Source organism: Streptomyces sp. NPDC052109 (assembly GCF_040680195.1).
Classification (GTDB): domain Bacteria; phylum Actinomycetota; class Actinomycetes; order Streptomycetales; family Streptomycetaceae; genus Streptomyces.
In genome coordinates this window covers 52,425-71,184 of the sequence record NZ_JBFAWF010000011.1, presented here as the reverse complement: position 1 = coordinate 71,184, position 18,760 = coordinate 52,425, and the positions used below count along the sequence as shown (strand labels likewise).

The window sequence follows — 18,760 nt, the reverse complement described above, 5'->3', positions numbered from 1 at the left end:
GCTGTCGGCGGTGGGTGATTCTGTAGGGGTGGGTCGTGTACCGGTCCGCCGGATCGCGGCGGACTACGCCGTCACGGGCCGACGGGCAGTGCGCGTGACGCTGGTCGCTGCGGCCGGCTTCCACCTTTTCCGGTACGGCCTCGACCGCCCCGTGACGGCCACCTACGCCCTGTTCTCCGCCGTGGCACTCGGCGGACTCGCCAGGATCCCCGGCACCGGACGGCAGCGAGCCGCGACCGTGCTGCGCCTGCTGCCGGTGTGCTGGCTGCTGGTCGTCGTCGGCACATATCTGTCGGTGCGGACCTGGAGTGCCGTCGTCGGCATGCTGGCCGTCGGCTTCGCGCTCGCCTTCGCCGCCGTGGGCGGCCCACGCCCGGCGGGTGCGGCACCGGGCCTGCAACTCCTCTACATCCTCCCGCCGTTCCCCCGTACGCTCCGGGCACGCTCGGTGAGCACCCTGATCGGCACGACCACCGGCCTGGCCCTCTTCGTCGCCGCCGAGGCACTGGTCTTCCCCGAGCCCAGCCCGCCGTCCTACCGGCAGCGCGCCGCCCACGCCGCGCGCACCGCCGCCGCCCACTCGCCACCCTGCTCGGCGCACCGCCGTACGCGCTGACAGAGCCGGACCTCCGGGCGGCCTGGGACGCGAGCCGGTCGCTACAGCCCCTGACGGTGCCGGAGGCCGAACGACCGGCCGGCCCCGGGGTGCGGGACCGCGCCCTCGTGCACACCGGTCTCGCCACGCGCACCCTCCTCAGCCGCCTGGCCCAGCTGCCCGCTCCGCCCGACGGGCGTCCGGGCACGGAGGTGACCGCCGTGCCGCGGGCCGGGGCACGGCTGGCCACGGCGAGCGAGCTGCCTGGCGCCCAGGACGCCGTACGAGGAACTGGCCGCCGCACGCGTTCGGCCGGCGACCGTGCCCGTGGGCCCCGGCGCGGGCCCCGCACCGGCGCCCGACCTGCCGCCCGCCGTCCTGCGCCGGCACGCCGCCGTGCTGGAGATCGCCGACGCCGCGCTCGCCATGGCCACGGCGGCCGCCGCCGGAGTCGGGACCGGCGCGATCGTGTCACTTCTCCACCGCGCGGGCGTACGCCCCCACGCGTGGCTGGGTGCCGTCCTGACCGGAGGCCTGGCGATGACACTGACCGACGCGCCGATCGCGGGCCTCGACATCAGCGATCCGCGCACCTGGTGGGCCGCCGACTGGACCGCGGACGCGATCCCGCACCTCGGCTACGGGCTGGTCACCTACTCGGTCATCGCGTCCGCGTGAGAATGCGCCGAAGCCAGTGGGTGCGGGAGGCGCGGGCGTCCCGGCTGAGGGCCGCCCGTGGTGCGAGGGTGTCGAAGCCGTGGAACGCGCCGGGCCAGACGTGCAGTTCGGCCCGGCCCCCGGCCTGCCAGATGGCCTGGGCATAGGCCACGGCCTCGTCCCGCAGGGTCTCGGCCGAGCCGACCTCGATGTACGCAGGAGGCAGCCCGGTCAGATCCGTGGCACGTGCCGGAGCCGCGTAGGGCGGCAGGTCCTGGGCGCCGTACCGGTCGCCGAGCAGCGCCTGCCACGCGGTCGTGTTGGAGGTCCGGTCCCAGGTGTCCGTACCGGCCATCTGGCGGCCGGAGAAGGTGTCGTCGCGGTCGTCGAGCATCGGGCACAGCAGCAGTTGCCCGATCGGTGCCGGTCCGCCCCGGTCGCGGGTGAGGAGGGCGAGCGCCGCGGCGAGGCCGCCACCGGCGCTCTTTCCCCCGACGACGACACGGCCGGCGTCGACGCCCAGCCCGGCCGCGTGCTCGGCCACCCAGACGAGACCGGCGTAACAGTCCTCGACCGCCGCGGGGTATCGCGCCATGGGCGCCAGCCGGTACTCGACGGAGACCACGGCCAGTTCCAGGGTGACGGCCCACTCGCGCAGGAGCCGCGGTAGGACCGACCATGCGTTGCCCGTGATCATTCCGCCGCCGTGCAGGTAGTACAGCAGCGGCAGCGGCCCGGCGATCCCGGCGGGCCGCGCGCTCACGAGCGTGACGTCCGGCCCGTCCGGCGGCCCCGGCACGCGCAGCTCCGCCACCTCGAAACGGCCGTCGGCCCGGAGCTCCCGCACCGCCGGCCTGGGCCGGACGGCGGCGTCCCGCTCCTGCCGGTCCGCGAGGTTCTCCGGCGTGAACGGTTCCCTGTCCTCGTCCCCCAAAGCCGCCAGCGCCAGCGCCAGTTCGGGGTCGAGCGGGGGAGCGTCCCCACTCGCCGCCACGGCGCCGGTCCCGTAGGGCGTGTCATCCGTGAGGTCCATACGGCCAGTCAATCACCCTGCGGGCACGGGCCCCTGAGTTCCCGTGGCCCGTACAGCGCACCCTCCGCTCCGGCGCACAGCGCCCGGTACCGCCCGCCGTACGTCCGGTGCGCCGCGACCCGGCGGTGACACGTACCGGCTCGCGGCCGCGCGAATCCGCGCCGGGGGCCAGTCCGGATGACCGGCCCGCCAGGGTGCCGGCGCACCGTTCGACGTACCGGCGCTGCAGGGCGGGTGGCCGGTAGTCCTCGATGAACAACAGCCGTATGCCGACCGGGAGGAGCTGCTGAGCCGGCAGAAGACCGTCAAGGACCCGTTCTCGAAGCTGCGCGAGCGCCCCGGAGGGGGGCCTTGCGCGGGGGGCCGGCTCTGCCGGCCTTGGCCGGAAGCCGTTGCTGCTGGTAGGCATGGCTTGTGCGATTCGAGAGCGTTCCCATGCCGGCGGCGGTCGAGGCACGGCCCCGTGACGCCCGTGGCTACCCCGTGCCGGCGATCACTCCCTGGGAAGGGGAGGAGCCCCAGTTCGCGCTGACCGACTACGAACGCAGCGCCGCGTGCGCGCGGAGGCGTCTGTGCTCGGTGTGCAACCAGGGCATGCCGCAGGGGCCGGTGTGGCGTGTGGTGGGAGCCGCGGAGAGCGCGGCGATCGGAGAGGCGCTGGCCGCGGGGCGGCCCTACCGCAACCTCGCGCCGACCCTCGAAGGACCCGGGCACCGTGCGTGCATGCTGTACGCCTCCATGGTGTGCCCGTATCTGGCCCGGCCCAACGCACGGCGCGGCATGTCGGCGACGGAGCCGGACGACATGACCTCCCATGTGGTGCGGGGCGCCGTCCGGGGTGCCCTGGGCGCGGTGGTGGGGTTCGCGGAGTACGAGTACGCCGTCACCGGCAGCCGGGTGCTCTTCCGGTTCCTCGACGTCGTCGAGTTCCTGCCGCACGACACCGCCGACGCGCACATGGACGAACTGCGGGCCGAGCTCGACCGGACCGCGAAGTGACCCGCACTCCGCGCCCCGGTCGCGCCCGGCCCGTCCGGTCGGCCGGCGTCAGGGGCGGTACGCCGCCAGGCCGACCGTCGAGGTGACCTTGGTCGGGTGGCCCGTGCCGTTGGCCGGCAGGGTCACCGTCCCGGACGGGGTGCGCACCGCGAGGGTCTTGCCGTCCGGGGACCAGGCCGGCTCGCTGTAGTCGGTGGTGGCGTGCGGGGTGAGGTCCTTGATGTGGTTGCCGTGCATGAAGTCCTCGACGAGGACGTGGTCGTGGCCGGCGACCGAGCGCACGAAGACGACCTCCTCCTCGTTCGGGGACAGAGCCGGCTCCGAGCCCTGGGTGAGCTTGCCGCCCTGCTGACGCAGGTAGTCGTCGCGGATGTAGACGGCACCGGTGTGGTCGTTGGCGTAGACCGAGGTGCCGTAGTGACCGGCCGCGTTCGGCCAGACGTTGCCGGTCTGCGGCAGGGCACCGCCCGGGCCGGGATCGCCGTACAGGGACAGCGTCTTGGGCGTGCCGTGGACGGCCTTGGCGGAGATGTACTTCAGCCGGGACACACCACCCGCGCGCGCCGCGAAGATGAGGTTGTCCTTGGCGGGGATGTTGTACCGGGTGTCCTTCGCGGTCACCTGCCAGGTCGGGTGGGACCAGTTCTGGTTTCCCGGGTTCTTGGCGACGACGACACGCCCACTGCCGTCGGGGTTGGCGATGTCCAGGTTGCCGGAGCCGTCGACGAAGGCGGCCTTGGCACCGTTCGGGGACCAGGCGAGGTCCCGGACGTTCACCCCGAAGTTCACCTTGTGGCCGTTGATCAGCACGTACTTGGTGCCGTTGCTGACGGTCAGGGTGCCGTGGGAGGCGCTCGTGGCGGCCGAGGCGGCGCCGGAGGCGCCGAGCAGTGCGGAGCCGGTGACGGCTGCGGCCACGGCGATGGCGGCCGCCATGGTGCGGGTACGGGTGGTCATGACGCGAATTCCCCCAGGAAGGTCGACGGGTCAGGTCGTTCGGTGAGTCAACTGCAGAGCCGCGCCGTCGCGCTGGTCGCCGAAGGCCCCACGCCCGCCTGCCGCTCTGTTCGAAACCGAGCCTGCCAGGACCCGATCTTGGAACCGTCCGTTCGGTGTCACAGGGACGTAACACAGCCGAGGAGCGGTACCGGCGCCCGTTCCGGCCCGAGGAGGTTGATGAGACGGAGATCCCCCACCGGTACGGTCGGGGAGATCCCCCACCGGTACGGTCGCGGCCCTCATGTCGGCCGCCGGCCGCGCCCGCCACCGCGGACGGTGACCGCCTCCAGCCTGCCCCTTCGGTTCGACGCGTGGTCACGCAGGCCGAGGGCGGCGTCCAGCTGGTCCGCAACCCGGAACCGTTCCACTCCTGCCGGCCGGCCTTCGACCCGGGCGGCCACAAGGGCACCGCGACCCTCACGCTGACTAGCCGCCGGCGGTCGTGCGCCGATGCGGGGCGCCCTCCGCCCGGCATCGGCGTGCCCGTCGTCAGGGCATGGAGCCCAACCGGTCCAGCTCGCTCCCGATCGCCTCCCGTAGCGCGTCGTGCTGCGGACCGAGCCCGTACCGTGCGTCCCTCCACCGGTCCGGCGGGTACAGCCATACGGGCTTCCCCACCAGCTCGGGCGCCTCCCACTCGAACCGGGGCCAGACATGGGCGTGCAGGAACGCGTCCGTGTTGCCGAGGATCTCCAGGTTCACCCGGCGGAAGGCGGGGTCCAGGCGCCGGCAGGCCCGCTCCACGGCCTCTCCGAGCCGGTCCATGTCGGACAGGAACGCCAGCCGCCTGGCCCTCGGCAGGTCGGACAGCCGCCGCACACCGGGCTCGTCGGACAGGAGCACCGAGTAGCCCGGAAGGAACTGCACGTCGCCGATCGCCGCGAAGCTTGCATCCAGCCGCCGTAGCACCGTCGGGTTCTCACCCCGCACAGCGGCGCCGACCCGGTCCTTCCGCCAGTCATCACTCATGGCGTCACCGTAGGCGAGTGCCGTGGACGGACGGCACCGGCCCATGGCCTCACAGCGACGACAGGTCGATGGCCCGGTCGACCTCCCGCGGCCGGAGCACCCGCAGAATGCCTTCCAGCAGGTAGTAGTCCGCATAGGGCAGGGAGATCTCGATTCCGTCCTCGGCCGGTCGATTGCGGGTGCAGCGGGCGACTATCGCCTCGGCGCGTGCGGACTTCCCGGTCAGGCAGGTCTCCGACAACGCGGTGAGGATCCGCAGGGCGACACGCCGGTAGTCGGGCCTGCCCGTCGCGGCGGACAGGTCGAGCAGACCGCATGCCATCACCGCGCCCGCCGACGCGTCCTTGACGTCGTGCGGCGCTTGCGGCGCGCGGTAGTCCCACACGGGAACGTGATCCGGGCTCAGCGCACCCACCGCGAAGTCGGCGAGCTTGCGTGCCGTGGCCAGGAACTGCCGGTCTCCGGTCCGGCGGTACATCGTGGTGAACCCGTAGATGCCCCAGGACTGTCCGCGGGACCAGCAGGAGTCCGGGCTGTAGCCCTGGACGGTGTTCGGTCCGACGGGCGCGCCCGTCTCGGGGTCGAAGTCGAAGACGTGGGGCGTGGAACCGTCAGCGCGGGGAAAGACCCGTTGGGCCGTTCTGGCGTGCTCCACGGCGATGCGGAGGTATTTCTCGTCGCCCGTCTGCCGGCCGGCAAAGGCCAGAAGATCGAGATTCATGATCGTGTCCATGATGACCCGGCCGGCGTTGTTCGGGTCGTTCAATGCTCCCCACGCCCGGATGAAATGGCCGCGCGGGTTGTACCGCTGAATCAGTGATTCGGCCGCCTGGATCGCGCCGGCGCGCCAGGTGTCACCGCCTGTCAGCCGCCAGGCGGTGACCCATGACGGATAGAAGAGGAAGCCGAGATCGTGAGTGCTGGTGTCGTGCTGACGCGGAGCGAGTTTCCGGGCGGAATCGAGTGCCAGCGTTCGGAACATCTCGTCTCCGCTGTGGAGATGGGCCATCCACAGCGTCCCGGGCCAGAATCCTCCGACCCAGTCGCCGTTCTGGGAGAAGACCCACTTCTCGAACTTCGTCCCGACGGGAAAGGCGCTCACCCGCGGCGCGACGGCGCGCAGCTTCTCCACCGCATAATCGGCCGCCGCGCTGAGCGTACGTGTGACCGAGGCCGAGCCCGGGGCGCCGGCCCCCTGCGCAGCCTGTGCGGGTGAGGTGGCGGTTGCCGTGGCGCCGGCGGCCGCGGCCAGCACAGTACGCCGGGAAATGCTCATGGACGGGCCTCCAAGTAAGCAATGCGGCAGGGACGTTGAGCGAGTTTGACATGGCTGCGGGCTTCACGTACACCCACATGTGTGATGTTCATGTACATGAATAGAGTTATGGTCGGGCGGGTCGATCCTCGATTCCCGTCCGAAAGGTGATCCGCCGATGTCCCAGCCCGTCATGGCACCCACCGCCGACACGCCGAGCGCCCCGGTCCTCGCCGAGGTCGTCCGCTCCGGATTCGTCGAAGGGCGGCACCGGGGCAGCGTCGTGCTGCTCGCGGCGGACGGCTCGGTGGAGTGGGCGATCGGCGATGTGACCTCCCCCGTCTACCCGCGGTCGGCCAACAAGCCGATGCAGGCGGCCGGCGTGTTGCGGTCCGGCCTCGACCTCGCGGGAGAGCGGCTGGCCCTGGCGGCCGCGAGCCACTCCGGCGAGCCCTTCCATCGCGCGCTCGTCCGGGCGATGCTCGACGAGCACGGGCTGACCCCGGACCATCTGCGGTGCCCGCCCGCCCTCCCGCTGGACCAGCAGGAGCAGGAGGCGTACCTGGCGGCGGGTGGCCGGCGCGACCGCGTGGCCATGAACTGCTCAGGCAAACACACGGCGATGCTTGCCGCCGCCGCGCTGCGGGGCTGGCCGCTGGACTCCTACCGGGACCCGGAGCATCCGCTCCAGCGCATCATCCGCACGGTCGTGGAGGAGGTGGCCGGTGAGCCGGTGGCCGCTGTGGGCGTGGACGGCTGCGGAGCGCCACTGATGGCGATCAGCCTGACCGGCCTCGCGCGCGCCTTCCGCTCCTTCGTCCTCGCCGAGCCCGGCACGCCCGAACGGCGCGTCGCCGACGCCATGCGCGCCCACCCCGACCATGTGGCCGGCGCCCGGCGTCACGACACCTGGCTGATGAGGGAGATACCGGGCGTCCTGTCCAAGGTGGGCGCGGAAGCCGTCCAGGCAGTCGCCCTGCCCGACGGCCGTTCCCTGGCCCTCAAGATCGACGACGGCGGGGCCCGGGCCCTCGGTCCGGTCCTGGCCCGCGCGTTGCGCCTGGCCGGGGTCACGGAGCCGGTCGTGGACCGTATCGGGCGCACTCCGGTGCTGGGTGGGGGAGTGGAGGTGGGGAAGGTGCGGGCAGTTTTCTGACGAGCCGTCACCGTCTGCTGACGTATGCTCAGTTCCTGCTCCCCCGGAGGCGCACTCGCGGGCCCTCCCGGCTGTCGGGGCCCCTGACGCCTGTTGTCTGCCGTTCCATGAGCGTTCAACTGGGGATTCCTCTGGGGGTGGTGTGCCGTCCCTAGGGTCCTTGAGGCTTTCGAAAGAAGGGGCTCATGGACTCACTCCTCGCGATCAGGGCTCGCGGGATCACCAAGTGTTTCGGTGATGTCGTCGCACTGGACGGCATCGATCTGGACGTGGCGCAGGGACAGATCCACGGCTTGGTCGGGCCGAACGGTGCCGGCAAGACGACGCTGCTCGGGCTGCTGCTCGGGCTGGCCGTGGCCGACGGCGGCCGACTGGAGATCCTCGGTACACCGGTGGGCCGGACATTCGCCGCACCGGACGGCGTCGCCGGGTTCGTGGACGGGCCGGGGCTCTACCCCTCGCTCACGGCCCGGCAGAATCTGGCCGCGCTGGCCGCCCTGCGCGGCCAGGACGCGCGGACGGCTGGGATCGACGATGTGCTCGGCGAGGTCGGGTTGACCGATGTCGCCGACGACCGGACCCGCGGCTTCTCCCTGGGCATGCGGCAACGGCTCGGCCTCGCGGCCGCCCTGCTCACCAAGCCCCGGCTGCTCGTGCTCGACGAGCCGTCCAACGGCCTCGACCCGGCCGGCAAGAAGCACGTGCACGGGGTCCTGACGCGGCTCGCGAGGGAGGGAACCGGTGTCGTGCTGTCGAGTCACCGCATGGACGACCTCGAGGCGCTGTGTTCAGAGGTCACCATCCTCGCCACCGGGCGGATCGTCTTCACCGGCCCGCTGAGCAAGCTGGCCGCCGAGAACCGCGAACTCGACTACCGACTGGTCACCTCCGACCCGCAGGCCGCCCGCCGCCTGGCTGCCGAGACTCCGGGGACACATGTGATCGACGACGCGGCGGGCCGCCACGGAGCCGAGGCGCTTGTCGTACGTGCACTCGTGCCGGCCGTGGACGAACTGGTCGTGCGGCTCGTCCGCTCGGGGATCGCGTTGCGCGAACTCGCTCCCGTGGTGTCTCCGCTCGAGGCCGCGTTCCTCGCTCTCACCGAAGAGCAGAGGCCGGGCTCCGAGGGGGAGGGGCCGGGCATCGAGCGCCGGGAACCGGCCGCGGAGCAGCGGAAGTCCGGCGTGGAGCGGCTGAAGTCCGGTGCAGAGCACGAGGTGTCCGGCGTGGAGCGGCTGAAGTCCGACGGCGGCGAGCGGCGGGAATCCGCAGTCCTGCCGCAACAGGCCGACTCCGAGCGGCAGGAGGCCGACCGATGACCGCGACCGCACCCGTCGCCTCGCCCGCCGCCGCAGCCGCCGGGCGCGCCTCGGTTGCCCGGGGCTACCGCTTCGAAGTGGTCAAGCTCGTCTCGCAGTGGCGGATCCGCCTGCTGGTCCTTGCCTGCTGGATCGTCCCCGGACTCTTCGTCGCCGGAGTGAGCCAGCAGAGCACACTGCCCGCCGACACCCTCTTCGGCCGGTGGATGCTCGCCACGGGCTGGGCCGGACCGCTGGTGATCCTCGGTTTCTCGGGCACCTGGGCGCTTCCGCTGCTGACCTCCGTGGTCGCCGGCGACGTGTTCGCCTCCGAGGACCGGCTCGGCACCTGGCGTCATCTCCTCGTGGCCGTCCGCTCGCCCCGTCGGATCTTCGCCGCGAAGGCACTGGCGAGTCTCACCGTGATCCTGCTGCTCGTGGTCGGCCTGGCCGCCTCCAGTACGGCCGGCGGGCTCATGGCGGTCGGCAACCAGCCGCTGGTCGGCCTCGACGGGCATCTGCTGACCCCGGGGGACGCGGCCGGCAAGGTGCTGCTCGCCTGGGCCTGCGTCCTCGCCCCGACCCTGGCCCTCGCAGGGATCGGCCTCCTCGGGTCCGTCGTGCTGGGACGGTCCCCGATGGGGCTGCTGCTCCCGGCGGTCGTCGCGCTCGCGATGCAGCTCGCCCAGATGCTGCCGCTCCCCGTCGCCGTACGTGTCTCCCTGCCCAGCTGGGCGTTCATCTGCTGGAACGGGCTGTTCACCAGCCCGGCTCAGCTCGGCCCGCTCCTGATCGGCATCGTCGTCAGTCTGGTGTGGGCCGTGACCGCGACCGCGCTGGCCTATCTGCTCTTCCTGCGGCGTGACTTCACCAACCTCACCGATGACGGCTCGGCGCGCCGCGCGGTCACCGTCGGCCTGCTGCCGCTCGCCGGACTGGTCGCCGTGACGGTCGGCGTCGTCGCGGCGGTGACGGCCGCCCCGTCGGACTCCGGGATCGAGCAGGCCAAGGTCCAGCGCTCGGTCGCCACGGCTTTCGCCCACCTGTACCGCATGCAGACCAGACAGCTCAACCGGCCCGCCGTCACCGAAGCGCAGCTGAAGGCCACGGCGGCCTGCACCAAGGGCAGCGTCAAGGACGACGCGGAGGGCCCCGGCAACGACTGGCGATGTGTCGTCTCCTGGCATCTGCCCGGCATCCAGGCCACGGGGACGGCCATCTACCAGCTCGACATCACCGCAGACGGGCGGTTCGTGGCCGACGGCGACGGACCGAAGGAAGTGAACGGCTACTTCCTGGTGCGTACTTCGACCGGAGACGCACCGAACCCACTTTGGCAGTTCGACGGCAACGTCGAGCTTCTTCGTTCCTCGAAGGGATGACCCCATGCAGGTAACCCGCAACCGCCGATCTGCCGAGAAGGAACTGCCCGGTAGACGCATCGGTCGCCGGAGCACCCTCACGGCCGGCGCCACCGCAGTCGTACTCGCCGTCACCGCCGGCATCGGTTACGCCCAGACACGGCAGTTCGGCACCGACCAGGTCGGCCAGGTGACCGACCACGGACAGGTCATCTCCAGCGACCAGTACCTGGCCCCGTACGGCGACCGCCTCGTCCTCAACAACGGCAAGATCATGTCGTCCTCGGTCAGCCCGGACGGCACCCACCTCGCGGCCTCGGTCACCGACGGTGGAAGCGCGCTGACCATCGTCGACGTGAAGAACTGGAAGGTGCAACAGGTCGTCGGCACCGCCGCGTCGTCGACCCCGCGCCTCAGCAGCAACTCCGTGGGCCAGGAAGGCCCCACCTACTCGCCCGACGGCACGCAGCTGTGGCTGGGCCAGACCGACGGCTACACGAAGTTCACGGTCAACCCCGACGGCACCGTCGCCAACCCGACGTCGGTCAAGATACCGGCGGACGGAGCCAAGCACGCGCTGGTCGGCCAGGCGGTCTTCTCGTCCGACGGCTCCACCGTGTACTCCGCCGTCAACGGCCAGAACCGGGTGGTCGCCATCGACGCGGCGACCGGTGCCATCAAGCAGAGCTGGGCCGTGGGCAACGCGCCGCGCGACCTGGTCGTGGTCGGCGGCAAGCTCTACGTCAGCAACGAGGGCGGCCGCCCGGCGAAGCCCGGCGACACGACCATGAACTCCTACGGCACCGACGTACCGGCCGACCCGAAGACCGGCGCCTCCACCACCGGCACGGTGAGCGTCATCGACCTGGCGAACCCGACCGCGGCCCCCTCCAGCATCGATGTCGGACTGCACCCGACCGCCCTGTACGCCAAGGGCAAGGCCCTGTTCGTCACCAACACGGCCGGCAACAGCGTGTCGGTCATCGACACCGGCAAGGACAAGGTCGTACAGACCATCGACACCCAGCCGTGGCCGGAGGCGTCGGTGGGCTATGAGCCCAACGCCGTGACGCTCACCGACGACGGCCGTCTGCTGGTGACGCTCGGCCGAGCCAACGCCGTCGCCGTCTACCGCTACAAGAGCCCGCTGGAGCCGGTGAGTTACGTGGGCCTGCTCCCCACGGACTACTTCCCCGCGGAGATCACGACCGTCGGCAACCAGGTGCTGGTCTCCAACACCCGTGGTATCGACGCCCGTCGGCCCACCACCAGCGCCGGCCACGGAACCCACGACACGACGTCGAGCCTGACCCGCTTCACGCTCCCGGACGACCGCACCGTCAGGTCCGAGACGGCCAAGGTCTTCCAGCAGAACGGCTGGACCCCCGGCTCGGTCACGCAGGCCAGGGGCGGAAGCCACGCCCGGCCGGTCGCGGTCCCGGCGCGGCTCGGAGACCCGTCGACGATCAAGCACGTCTTCCTGATCGTCAAGGAGAACCGGACCTACGACCAGGTCTTCGGCGACATGCCGGAGGGCAACGGCGACCCGTCGGTGACGCAGTTCGGCGAGAACGTCACGCCGAACCAGCACGCCCTGGCCAAGCAGTTCGGGCTGTACGACAACGCGTACGACATCGGCACGAACTCCGCCGAAGGTCACAACTGGCTGATGCAGGCCGACGACCCGGAGTACACCGAGTCCTCGGCCGGCGAGTACGCGCGCAGCTACGACACCGAGAACGACGTTCTCGGACACCAGAAGTCCGGCTTCATCTGGACCGGTGCGCAGGCGGCCGGGAAGACCGTGCGGGACTTCGGCGAGTTCCAGTCGATCGAGAGCAAGCCGGCCGGCGCGACCTGGCAGAACCTGTACTGCGACGCCAAGAACATGGACGCGACCGGCCAGTCCACCGCCTACCCCATCCAGACGGGCTCGGCGATCCCGTCGCTGAACGCGGTGTCGGCGCCCGGCTTCCCGATGTTCGACCTCGACGTCCCGGACATCTACAAGTACGAGATCTGGAAGCAGGACTTCGAGAAGAACGGTCCGGCGAACCTGAACATGTTCTGGCTCTCCAACGACCACACCGGTGGTCCGGCGAGCGCGCAGGCACAGGTCGCGGACAACGACCTCGCGGTCGGCAAGATGGTGGACGAGATCTCGCACAGCAAGTACTGGAAGGACTCGGCGATCTTCGTCGTCGAGGACGACTCCCAGGCCGGTCTCGACCACGTCGACGGCCACCGTGCCCCGATCCAGGTCATCAGCCCCTGGGCCCAGCACGGCACCGTCGACAACCACTACTACTCGCAGATCACGATGATCCGCACCATCGAGCAGATCCTCGGGATCCACCCGATGAACCAGAAGGACAGCGCGGCCACCCCGATGCGCGGGGCGTTCTCCTCGCACCCGGACGACACGCCGTTCACGGCCGTGCCGAACCGGACCTCGCTGACCGACGGTCTGAAGACCCCGCCCACCTGCGGCGTGGACACTCCGGCACCGCAGGACCCCAAGGCGGCGGCGGTCCCGGCGGCGAAGGTCCCGGCGGACATGCAGAAGCTCGCCGCCGAATGGGACGCGTGGAAGTCGAAGCAGCACCTGACCGGCTCCCACGCCGTACCCGACTTCGCCAACCCCGCTCAGATGAACCACTTCACGTGGTACCAGACGCACAACTGGAAGACGCCGTACCCGGGTGAGAAGAAGATCTACGCACCCAACGACGTGCCGGGTGCCTACATCCCGTCGTCGGAGTCCGACGGCTGAGGCGCGCTGACCCGGCGAGGACCCCTGGCAGGCCGCACCGCCTGCGAGGGGTCCTCGCCGTTGCGTCCCGGCCACGCGGCCTTCGGCACGGCGACGCGGCCGGCCGCCTGCCCCGGACGGGCCGATCGCAGGTCAGCGGAAGACCAGAGGACCGATCTCCCGCTGTGCCGGATCGATCAGGAGGCTCAGCCCCTGGCCCGCAGAAGCGCCCCGGGATCACCCTGGGTGTCGGGTTGCAGTCCGGATGGCCGACGGTCGCGCCAGGGGCTTCCCGCGATCGCCTCCTCGTCGTCAGCGGCCGGAGCACAGGCCCACACCACAGTGGCCGTGCGAGGGCTCTCCGGCCGGACGGCAGTTCCTCGTCCCACCGCTCGAACAGCCGGGGAGCCTGCTCGCGAACGGCTTGACGGACCGCTCGTTCGCTGTCGGTCTCCTGCCGCAACACGGCCTCGGTGCTGTCGAACCCCTGCGGATCCAGCGCCTCCTCACGCGGCGCCGCCCCGGCCGGCGTCACCGTCAGCGCGGCACGGACGGCTGCGGCCTGACCGTCGACGACCACGTCCGCCAGGCAGGGCGGGGTGACGTCGTGCATGTCCGGGGAGCCTACGCGGCGGCCCATGCGCTCCCGCGCGCATATGGCCTGAAGACGTGCCGCGGCGAGGAGGCGGTCAGGGAAGGATCGAGTCGATGTACCCGCCGTCGACACGCAGGGCTCCGCCGGTGGTGGCGGAGGCCTGCTCGGAGCTGAGGTAGACCACCATGTGGGCGATCTCCTCCGGCTCGATGAGCCGCTGCAGCAGGGACTGGGGCCGGTACGTGCGCATGAACGCGCGCTGGGCCTCCTCCCAGGGCAGCTCCCGGTCGACGAGCTCGTACACGAACTTCTCGACGCCGCCGGTGTGCGTGGGTCCCGCGATGACCGAGTTCACCGTGACCCCCGTGCCTGCCGCCTTCTTGGCGAAGCCGCGGCTCACCGCCAGCAGCGCGGTCTTCGACATCCCGTAATGGATCATCTCCGCGGGGATGACCACGGCCGAGTCGCTGGCCACGTTCTGCACCCGCCCCCAGCCGCGCTCGGTCATGCCCGGCAGATACATGCGGGTCAGCCGTACGGCGCTGAGGACGTTCACCTCGAAATAGCGCCGCCACTCCTCGTCGGTGATCTCGAAGGGGTCGGCGGCGCCGAAGACACCCAGGTTGTTGACGAGGATGTCCACCTGCGGCAACAGCTCCGCCACCCGGGCCGCACCCTCGTCACCGGAGACGTCGGCGGCCACCGGCACCAGCTCGGCGCCGGGCGCCTCCCCGGCCAGTGACGCGACGCTGTCGGCCACCCGCCGCTCGTCGCGGCCGTTGATGCCCACGCGTGCCCCGGCCCGGGCGAGGGCTACGGCGATGGCCGCACCGATGCCCTGCGTGGAGCCGGTGACCAGTGCGGTACGTCCGGTCAGGTCGATGTGCATGGGCGGGCTTCCCTTCGTAGGCGCACGGATGCCACGGCCCGTCCAGTGTGGCGGGCGGGCGTGCCGCACCGGGGAAGGACGCGATCGGGGTAGGCCTTTCGGCCGTGCCCCGCCACGCCCGCCTTCAGCAGCCGTTCGCGGTCCGCGAGCCCCGCGGCTGGATTCCGACATAACCTGACAACAGGGAGACTTCGCCGGCAGTGTGTCGCCGTCCCCGGTGAAGGTCAGCGCATTCCACCGGTGAGGGAGGAGACATGACGGTTTCCCAAGGGCGCCAGGCGTCACCGGATCCCGCGAGACGGGAAGCGTTCGCGGGCGAGATGACCGACGTGCTCAACAAGGCCGTACTTGCCCTGCTCACGAGCGTCGGCCATCAGTGCGGTCTGTTCGACGCCCTGGCCGGCCTGCCCCCGTCGACCAGCGCCGAGCTGGCCAAGGCGGCCGACCTCGACGAACGGTATGTGCGGGAGTGGCTGGGCGGGATGGTCGTCGGCGGAATCGTCGAGTACGACCCCGCGAGCGACACCTATGTGCTGCCGCCGGAGCACGCCGCGTCGCTGACCAGGGCCGGGGGCCCGGACAACCTGGCGGCCATGATGCCCTACATCGCGCTCATGGGCGAGGTCGAACAGCAGGTCGTGCGGTGCTTCCGGGACGGTGGGGGTGTGCCGTACTCGGCGTATCCCCGCTTCCAGGCGCTGCGGGCCGAGGAGACCGCCCGGGTCTACGACACGGCGCTGGTGGACGTGATCGTGCCGCTGGTACCCGGGCTTGCCGAGCGCCTGCGTGCCGGCATCGACGTGCTCGACGTGGGAACGGGACACGGTCGCGCCCCCCTCGTGCTGGCGCAGGCGTTTTCCGCGAGTCGCTTCCAGGGCCTGGACCAGTCGGCGGACGGGATCGCGGCCGCCAGGGCCGAGGCGGCCCGCGCCGGTGTGCGCAACCTGCGCTACACCCTCGCCGACTCCACACAGATCACGGGCGAGTACGACCTCGTCACCGCGTTCGACGTGATCCACGACCTGGCCCGGCCGGCCGAGACCCTCGCGGCGATCGCCCGCGCCCTGCGCACCGGAGGCACCTTCCTCATGGGCGACATCGCCGCTTCCAGCAGGCTGGAGCAGAACATCGGCCATCCCCTGGGGCCCGCGCTCTACGGTTTCTCCGTCTTCTACTGCATGACGACCTCGCTCAGCACGGGCGGAGCCGGTCTGGGCACGGTGTGGGGCCGGGAGACGGCCGTACGGATGCTGAGCGAGGCCGGGTTCGGGAGTGTCGACATCCAGTCCGTGGAGGGAGACCCGCTCAACTCCTATTACGTGGCGACCAAGGGACGAACGGCGGACTCGTGCCATGAACACCATCGGTGAAGCGGCTGTCGCGAGCCTGCGCGAGGCACTGCGCGGACCCGTGATCACACCGCGGGACCCCGGCTACGACGAGGCCCGCAGCATCTACAACGCCATGATCGACCGCCGGCCGGCCGCCTTCGCGCAGTGCGTGGACGTGGCGGACGTGCAGGCCACGATCTCCTTCGCGCGGGACACCGGAGCCGAGCTGGCGGTGCGCGGCGGCGGTCACAGCGGCCCGGGCCTGTGCCTGATCGACGACGGACTCGTCCTTGACCTGTCGCCGATGCGCTGGGCCAGGGTGGATCCGGAGACCGACACCGTCCAGGTGGGCGGTGGCAGCCGGCTCGGGGACGTCGACCACGCGACCCACGCCGTCGGGCGCGCCGTACCGGCCGGGATCGTGTCGACCACGGGCGTCGGCGGTCTCACCCTGGGTGGTGGCCACGGCCACCTCTCCCGCAGGTACGGTCTGACGATCGACAGCCTGCTGTCGGCCGATGTCGTACTCGCCGACGGCAGCTATGTCACCGCATCCGCGGACAGTCACCCGGACCTGTTCTGGGCGCTGCGCGGCGGGGGCGGCAACTTCGGCGTGGTGGCATCGTTCACCTTCCGACTGCACCCCGCGTCCACCGTCGGCGTGGCGGTGACGGTGTGGCCGGCCGACCGCACACCCGAAGTGCTGCGCTGGTACCGGGAGTTCCTGCCCGCCGCGCCGCACGAGCTCAATGGGTTCTTCGCCGTACTCGTCGTGCCGCCCGGCCCACCCTTCCCCGAGCCGATCCACGGACGGAAGATGTGCGGGATCGTGTGGTGCTACACGGGCGACCTCGCCGACGACCACCTGGGGGAGGTGCTCTCCGTGGTGAACGAGCCGGCGCCACCGGCCTTCCACTTCACCACCCCCATGCCCTACCCCGCCCTGCAGACCCTGTTCGACGAGCTGATGCCCACGGGACTGCAGTGGTACTGGCGCGGCGACTTCTTCGACACCATCTCCGACGCCGCGATCGACGTGCACCACAAGTACGCGGAGAACATCCCGACCGCCCTGTCGACCATGCACCTGTACCCGGTGGACGGGGCGGCGCACCAAGCGGGCGCCGACGACACGGCCTGGGCCTACCGGGACGCCGTCTGGTCCGGCGTGTTCGCCGGCATCGACCCCGACCCCGCCAACGCCGGGCTGATCCGGCAGTGGTGCGTCGACTACTGGACCGACCTGCACCCGCACTCCATGGGCGGCTCCTACGTCAACTACATCGGCCACGGGGAGAGCCAGGAGCGGGTCCGGGCCACCTACCGCGGTCACTACGACCGCCTGGCCTCGGTCAAGCGCGCCTACGACCCGGACAACCTGTTCCACGCCAACCAGAACATCCCACCGGCCCCGGACTGACTCCCGCTCACGCCCGCGCCCGCACAGGCGCCCAAGCCGGCGATCGGGTCGTGTGCGCCGGATCCGGGGACGGAAGGGGGTGTACGCACGGTGGCCGGCCGCCGACGAGCCCCGGCGCACGAGCCGTACAGCGGTATTCGACGCACGTCAGGAGACGTCAGCGGCGCAGCCCCAGAGCTTCCCGGCCCGCGTAGCGGGCCTGGGCGCCCAGCTCCTCCTCGATGCGGACGAGTTGGTTGTACTTGGCGGTGCGGTCGGCGCGGGAGAGGGAGCCGGTCTTGATCTGGCCGCAGCCGGTGGCGACGGCCAGGTCCGCGATGGTGGTGTCCTCGGTCTCGCCCGAGCGGTGGGACATGACGACCGTGTAGCCCGCCCGGTGGGCGGTGGCGACGGTGGCCAGGGTCTCCGTGAGGGTGCCGATCTGGTTGACCTTCACCAGGATCGAGTTGGCGATGCCGTCCCGGATGCCGGCGCGCAGCAGCGTCTCGTTGGTGCAGAAGACGTCGTCGCCGGTGAGCTGACAGCGGTCGCCGAGCCGGGCGGTCAGCTCGCGCCAGCCGTCGTGGTCGTCCTCGGCCATCGGGTCCTCGATGGAGGCGACCGGGTAGCGGTCGACGAGGCCGGCGAGGTAGTCGGCGTGCTCGGCCGCCGTGCGCCGGACGCCTTCGCCGGTGTAGTCGTAGACGCCGTCGCGGAAGAACTCGGAGCTGGCCGGATCCATCACGACGGTGATGTCGGTGCCGGGCTTGTAGCCGGTCTGTTCGACGGCGCGTACGACGAAGTCCAGGGCCTCGTCGGCGGTGCGCAGATCGGGCGCGAAGCCGCCCTCGTCGCCGACGTTCACGCTGTGGCCGGCGGCAAGCAGGGAGCCGCGCAGGGTGTGGAAGACCTCCGATCCCATGCGGACGGCCTCGGCGAAGGTGGCCGCGCCGATGGGGGCGATCATGAACTCCTGGAAGTCCAGCGGATTGTCGGCGTGGGCACCGCCGTTGACGATGTTCATCATCGGCACCGGCAGCACACGGGCGTCGACTCCGCCGACGTAGCGGTACAGCGGCAGGCGGTGCGCGGCCGCGGCAGCCTTGGCGGTGGCCAGGGAGACGCCCAGCAGGGCATTGGCGCCGAGCCGTGACTTGGCGGCCGTACCGTCGAGTTCGACCATGGTGGCGTCGACGGTCGCCTGGTCCTCCGCGTCGAGTCCGATCACGGCGTCCGCGATGCGCTCGTTGACGGCGTCCACGGCTCGCCGAACGCCCTTGCCGTGGAAGCGGGTCGGGTCGCCGTCGCGCAGTTCGACCGCCTCGCGGGCCCCGGTGGAGGCACCGGACGGGACGGCGGCGCGGCCGAGCGAGCCGTCCCGGAGCTCCACGTCGACCTCGACCGTGGGGTTGCCCCGGCTGTCGATGATCTCCCGTGCGACGACGCGGCTGATGGCGGTCACGTGCATCTCC

14 protein-coding genes and 2 pseudogenes are annotated in these 18,760 nt (G+C 71.3%); 9 read left to right on the top strand and 7 right to left on the bottom strand.

What is annotated here, in order from left to right:
• The first annotated feature begins 28 nt into the window (after nt 1–28).
• Nucleotides 29–616: a hypothetical protein gene (locus tag AB0L59_RS22605; protein ID WP_365586441.1), complete on the top strand. Its 588-nt coding sequence runs from the start codon at nt 29–31 to the stop codon at nt 614–616.
• A 300-nt stretch (nt 617–916) separates the two neighbouring features.
• Nucleotides 917–1,273 (top strand): hypothetical protein, encoded by a 357-nt coding sequence (locus AB0L59_RS22600; protein ID WP_365586439.1) that lies wholly within the window; start codon nt 917–919, stop codon nt 1,271–1,273.
• Here AB0L59_RS22600 and AB0L59_RS22595 read toward each other — a convergent pair.
• Nucleotides 1,257–2,285: an alpha/beta hydrolase gene (locus tag AB0L59_RS22595; RefSeq protein WP_365586438.1), complete on the bottom strand. Its 1,029-nt coding sequence runs from the start codon at nt 2,283–2,285 to the stop codon at nt 1,257–1,259. The two genes, AB0L59_RS22600 and AB0L59_RS22595, sit on opposite strands and share 17 nt — an antisense overlap.
• Before the next feature lie 120 nt (nt 2,286–2,405).
• Nucleotides 2,406–2,628: pseudogene (locus AB0L59_RS22590) on the bottom strand (dipeptidase); the annotation flags it as partial.
• Between the two features lie 71 nt (nt 2,629–2,699).
• Here AB0L59_RS22590 and AB0L59_RS22585 point away from each other — a divergent pair.
• Nucleotides 2,700–3,284, top strand: coding sequence for a hypothetical protein (locus tag AB0L59_RS22585; RefSeq protein ID WP_365586435.1), 585 nt, complete (start codon nt 2,700–2,702; stop codon nt 3,282–3,284).
• 48 nt (nt 3,285–3,332) lie between these two features.
• Here the strand turns inward: AB0L59_RS22585 and AB0L59_RS22580 are convergent, their stop codons facing one another.
• From AB0L59_RS22580 to AB0L59_RS22570, 3 genes are all read right to left on the bottom strand, one after another.
• Nucleotides 3,333–4,241 carry a hypothetical protein gene (locus AB0L59_RS22580; protein WP_365586432.1) on the bottom strand — a complete coding sequence of 303 codons (909 nt, stop codon included), beginning with the start codon at nt 4,239–4,241 and terminating at the stop codon, nt 3,333–3,335.
• Between the two features lie 531 nt (nt 4,242–4,772).
• A complete protein-coding gene (locus tag AB0L59_RS22575; RefSeq protein ID WP_365586429.1) occupies nt 4,773–5,252 on the bottom strand; it encodes a diadenosine tetraphosphate hydrolase in 480 nt (159 codons plus the stop codon).
• 49 nt (nt 5,253–5,301) lie between these two features.
• On the bottom strand, nt 5,302–6,528 hold the full coding sequence (locus tag AB0L59_RS22570) for a glucuronyl hydrolase (RefSeq protein ID WP_365586426.1): 1,227 nt from the start codon (nt 6,526–6,528) through the stop codon (nt 5,302–5,304).
• A 157-nt stretch (nt 6,529–6,685) separates the two neighbouring features.
• Between AB0L59_RS22570 and AB0L59_RS22565 the strand changes: the two genes are divergently transcribed.
• The 4 genes and pseudogenes from AB0L59_RS22565 to AB0L59_RS22550 all read left to right on the top strand — a co-directional run bounded on the left by AB0L59_RS22565 (nt 6,686) and on the right by AB0L59_RS22550 (nt 13,095).
• Entirely contained in the window at nt 6,686–7,663 is a 978-nt protein-coding gene (locus tag AB0L59_RS22565) for an asparaginase (protein ID WP_365586425.1), read from the top strand.
• Between the two features lie 185 nt (nt 7,664–7,848).
• Nucleotides 7,849–8,775: pseudogene (locus AB0L59_RS22560) on the top strand (ABC transporter ATP-binding protein); the annotation flags it as partial.
• Between the two features lie 203 nt (nt 8,776–8,978).
• Nucleotides 8,979–10,343, top strand: a complete 1,365-nt coding sequence (locus AB0L59_RS22555; RefSeq protein WP_365586422.1) for an ABC transporter permease — start codon at nt 8,979–8,981, stop codon at nt 10,341–10,343.
• A gap of 4 nt (nt 10,344–10,347) precedes the next feature.
• Nucleotides 10,348–13,095: a bifunctional YncE family protein/alkaline phosphatase family protein gene (locus AB0L59_RS22550; RefSeq protein WP_365586419.1), complete on the top strand. Its 2,748-nt coding sequence runs from the start codon at nt 10,348–10,350 to the stop codon at nt 13,093–13,095.
• A 668-nt stretch (nt 13,096–13,763) separates the two neighbouring features.
• Here the strand turns inward: AB0L59_RS22550 and AB0L59_RS22545 are convergent.
• The gene (locus AB0L59_RS22545) at nt 13,764–14,558 is read right to left on the bottom strand and encodes an SDR family oxidoreductase (RefSeq protein ID WP_365586417.1); all 795 of its coding nucleotides are present in this window, start codon (nt 14,556–14,558) and stop codon (nt 13,764–13,766) included.
• A 254-nt stretch (nt 14,559–14,812) separates the two neighbouring features.
• On the opposite strand from AB0L59_RS22545, the gene AB0L59_RS22540 reads away from it, so the two are divergent.
• Together AB0L59_RS22540 and AB0L59_RS22535 are read left to right on the top strand one after the other, a co-directional pair.
• Complete coding sequence (locus AB0L59_RS22540; RefSeq protein ID WP_365586414.1) at nt 14,813–15,928, top strand: class I SAM-dependent methyltransferase; 1,116 nt, start codon at nt 14,813–14,815, stop codon at nt 15,926–15,928.
• Nucleotides 15,912–17,309 (top strand): FAD-binding oxidoreductase, encoded by a 1,398-nt coding sequence (locus AB0L59_RS22535; protein WP_365586412.1) that lies wholly within the window; start codon nt 15,912–15,914, stop codon nt 17,307–17,309. Before AB0L59_RS22540 ends, AB0L59_RS22535 begins: the two co-directional genes overlap by 17 nt.
• A gap of 157 nt (nt 17,310–17,466) precedes the next feature.
• On the opposite strand, the gene eno is transcribed toward AB0L59_RS22535, so the two are convergent.
• Nucleotides 17,467–18,750 carry a phosphopyruvate hydratase gene (eno, locus tag AB0L59_RS22530; protein WP_365586409.1) on the bottom strand — a complete coding sequence of 428 codons (1,284 nt, stop codon included), beginning with the start codon at nt 18,748–18,750 and terminating at the stop codon, nt 17,467–17,469.
• Between the last annotated feature and the right edge of the window lie 10 nt (nt 18,751–18,760).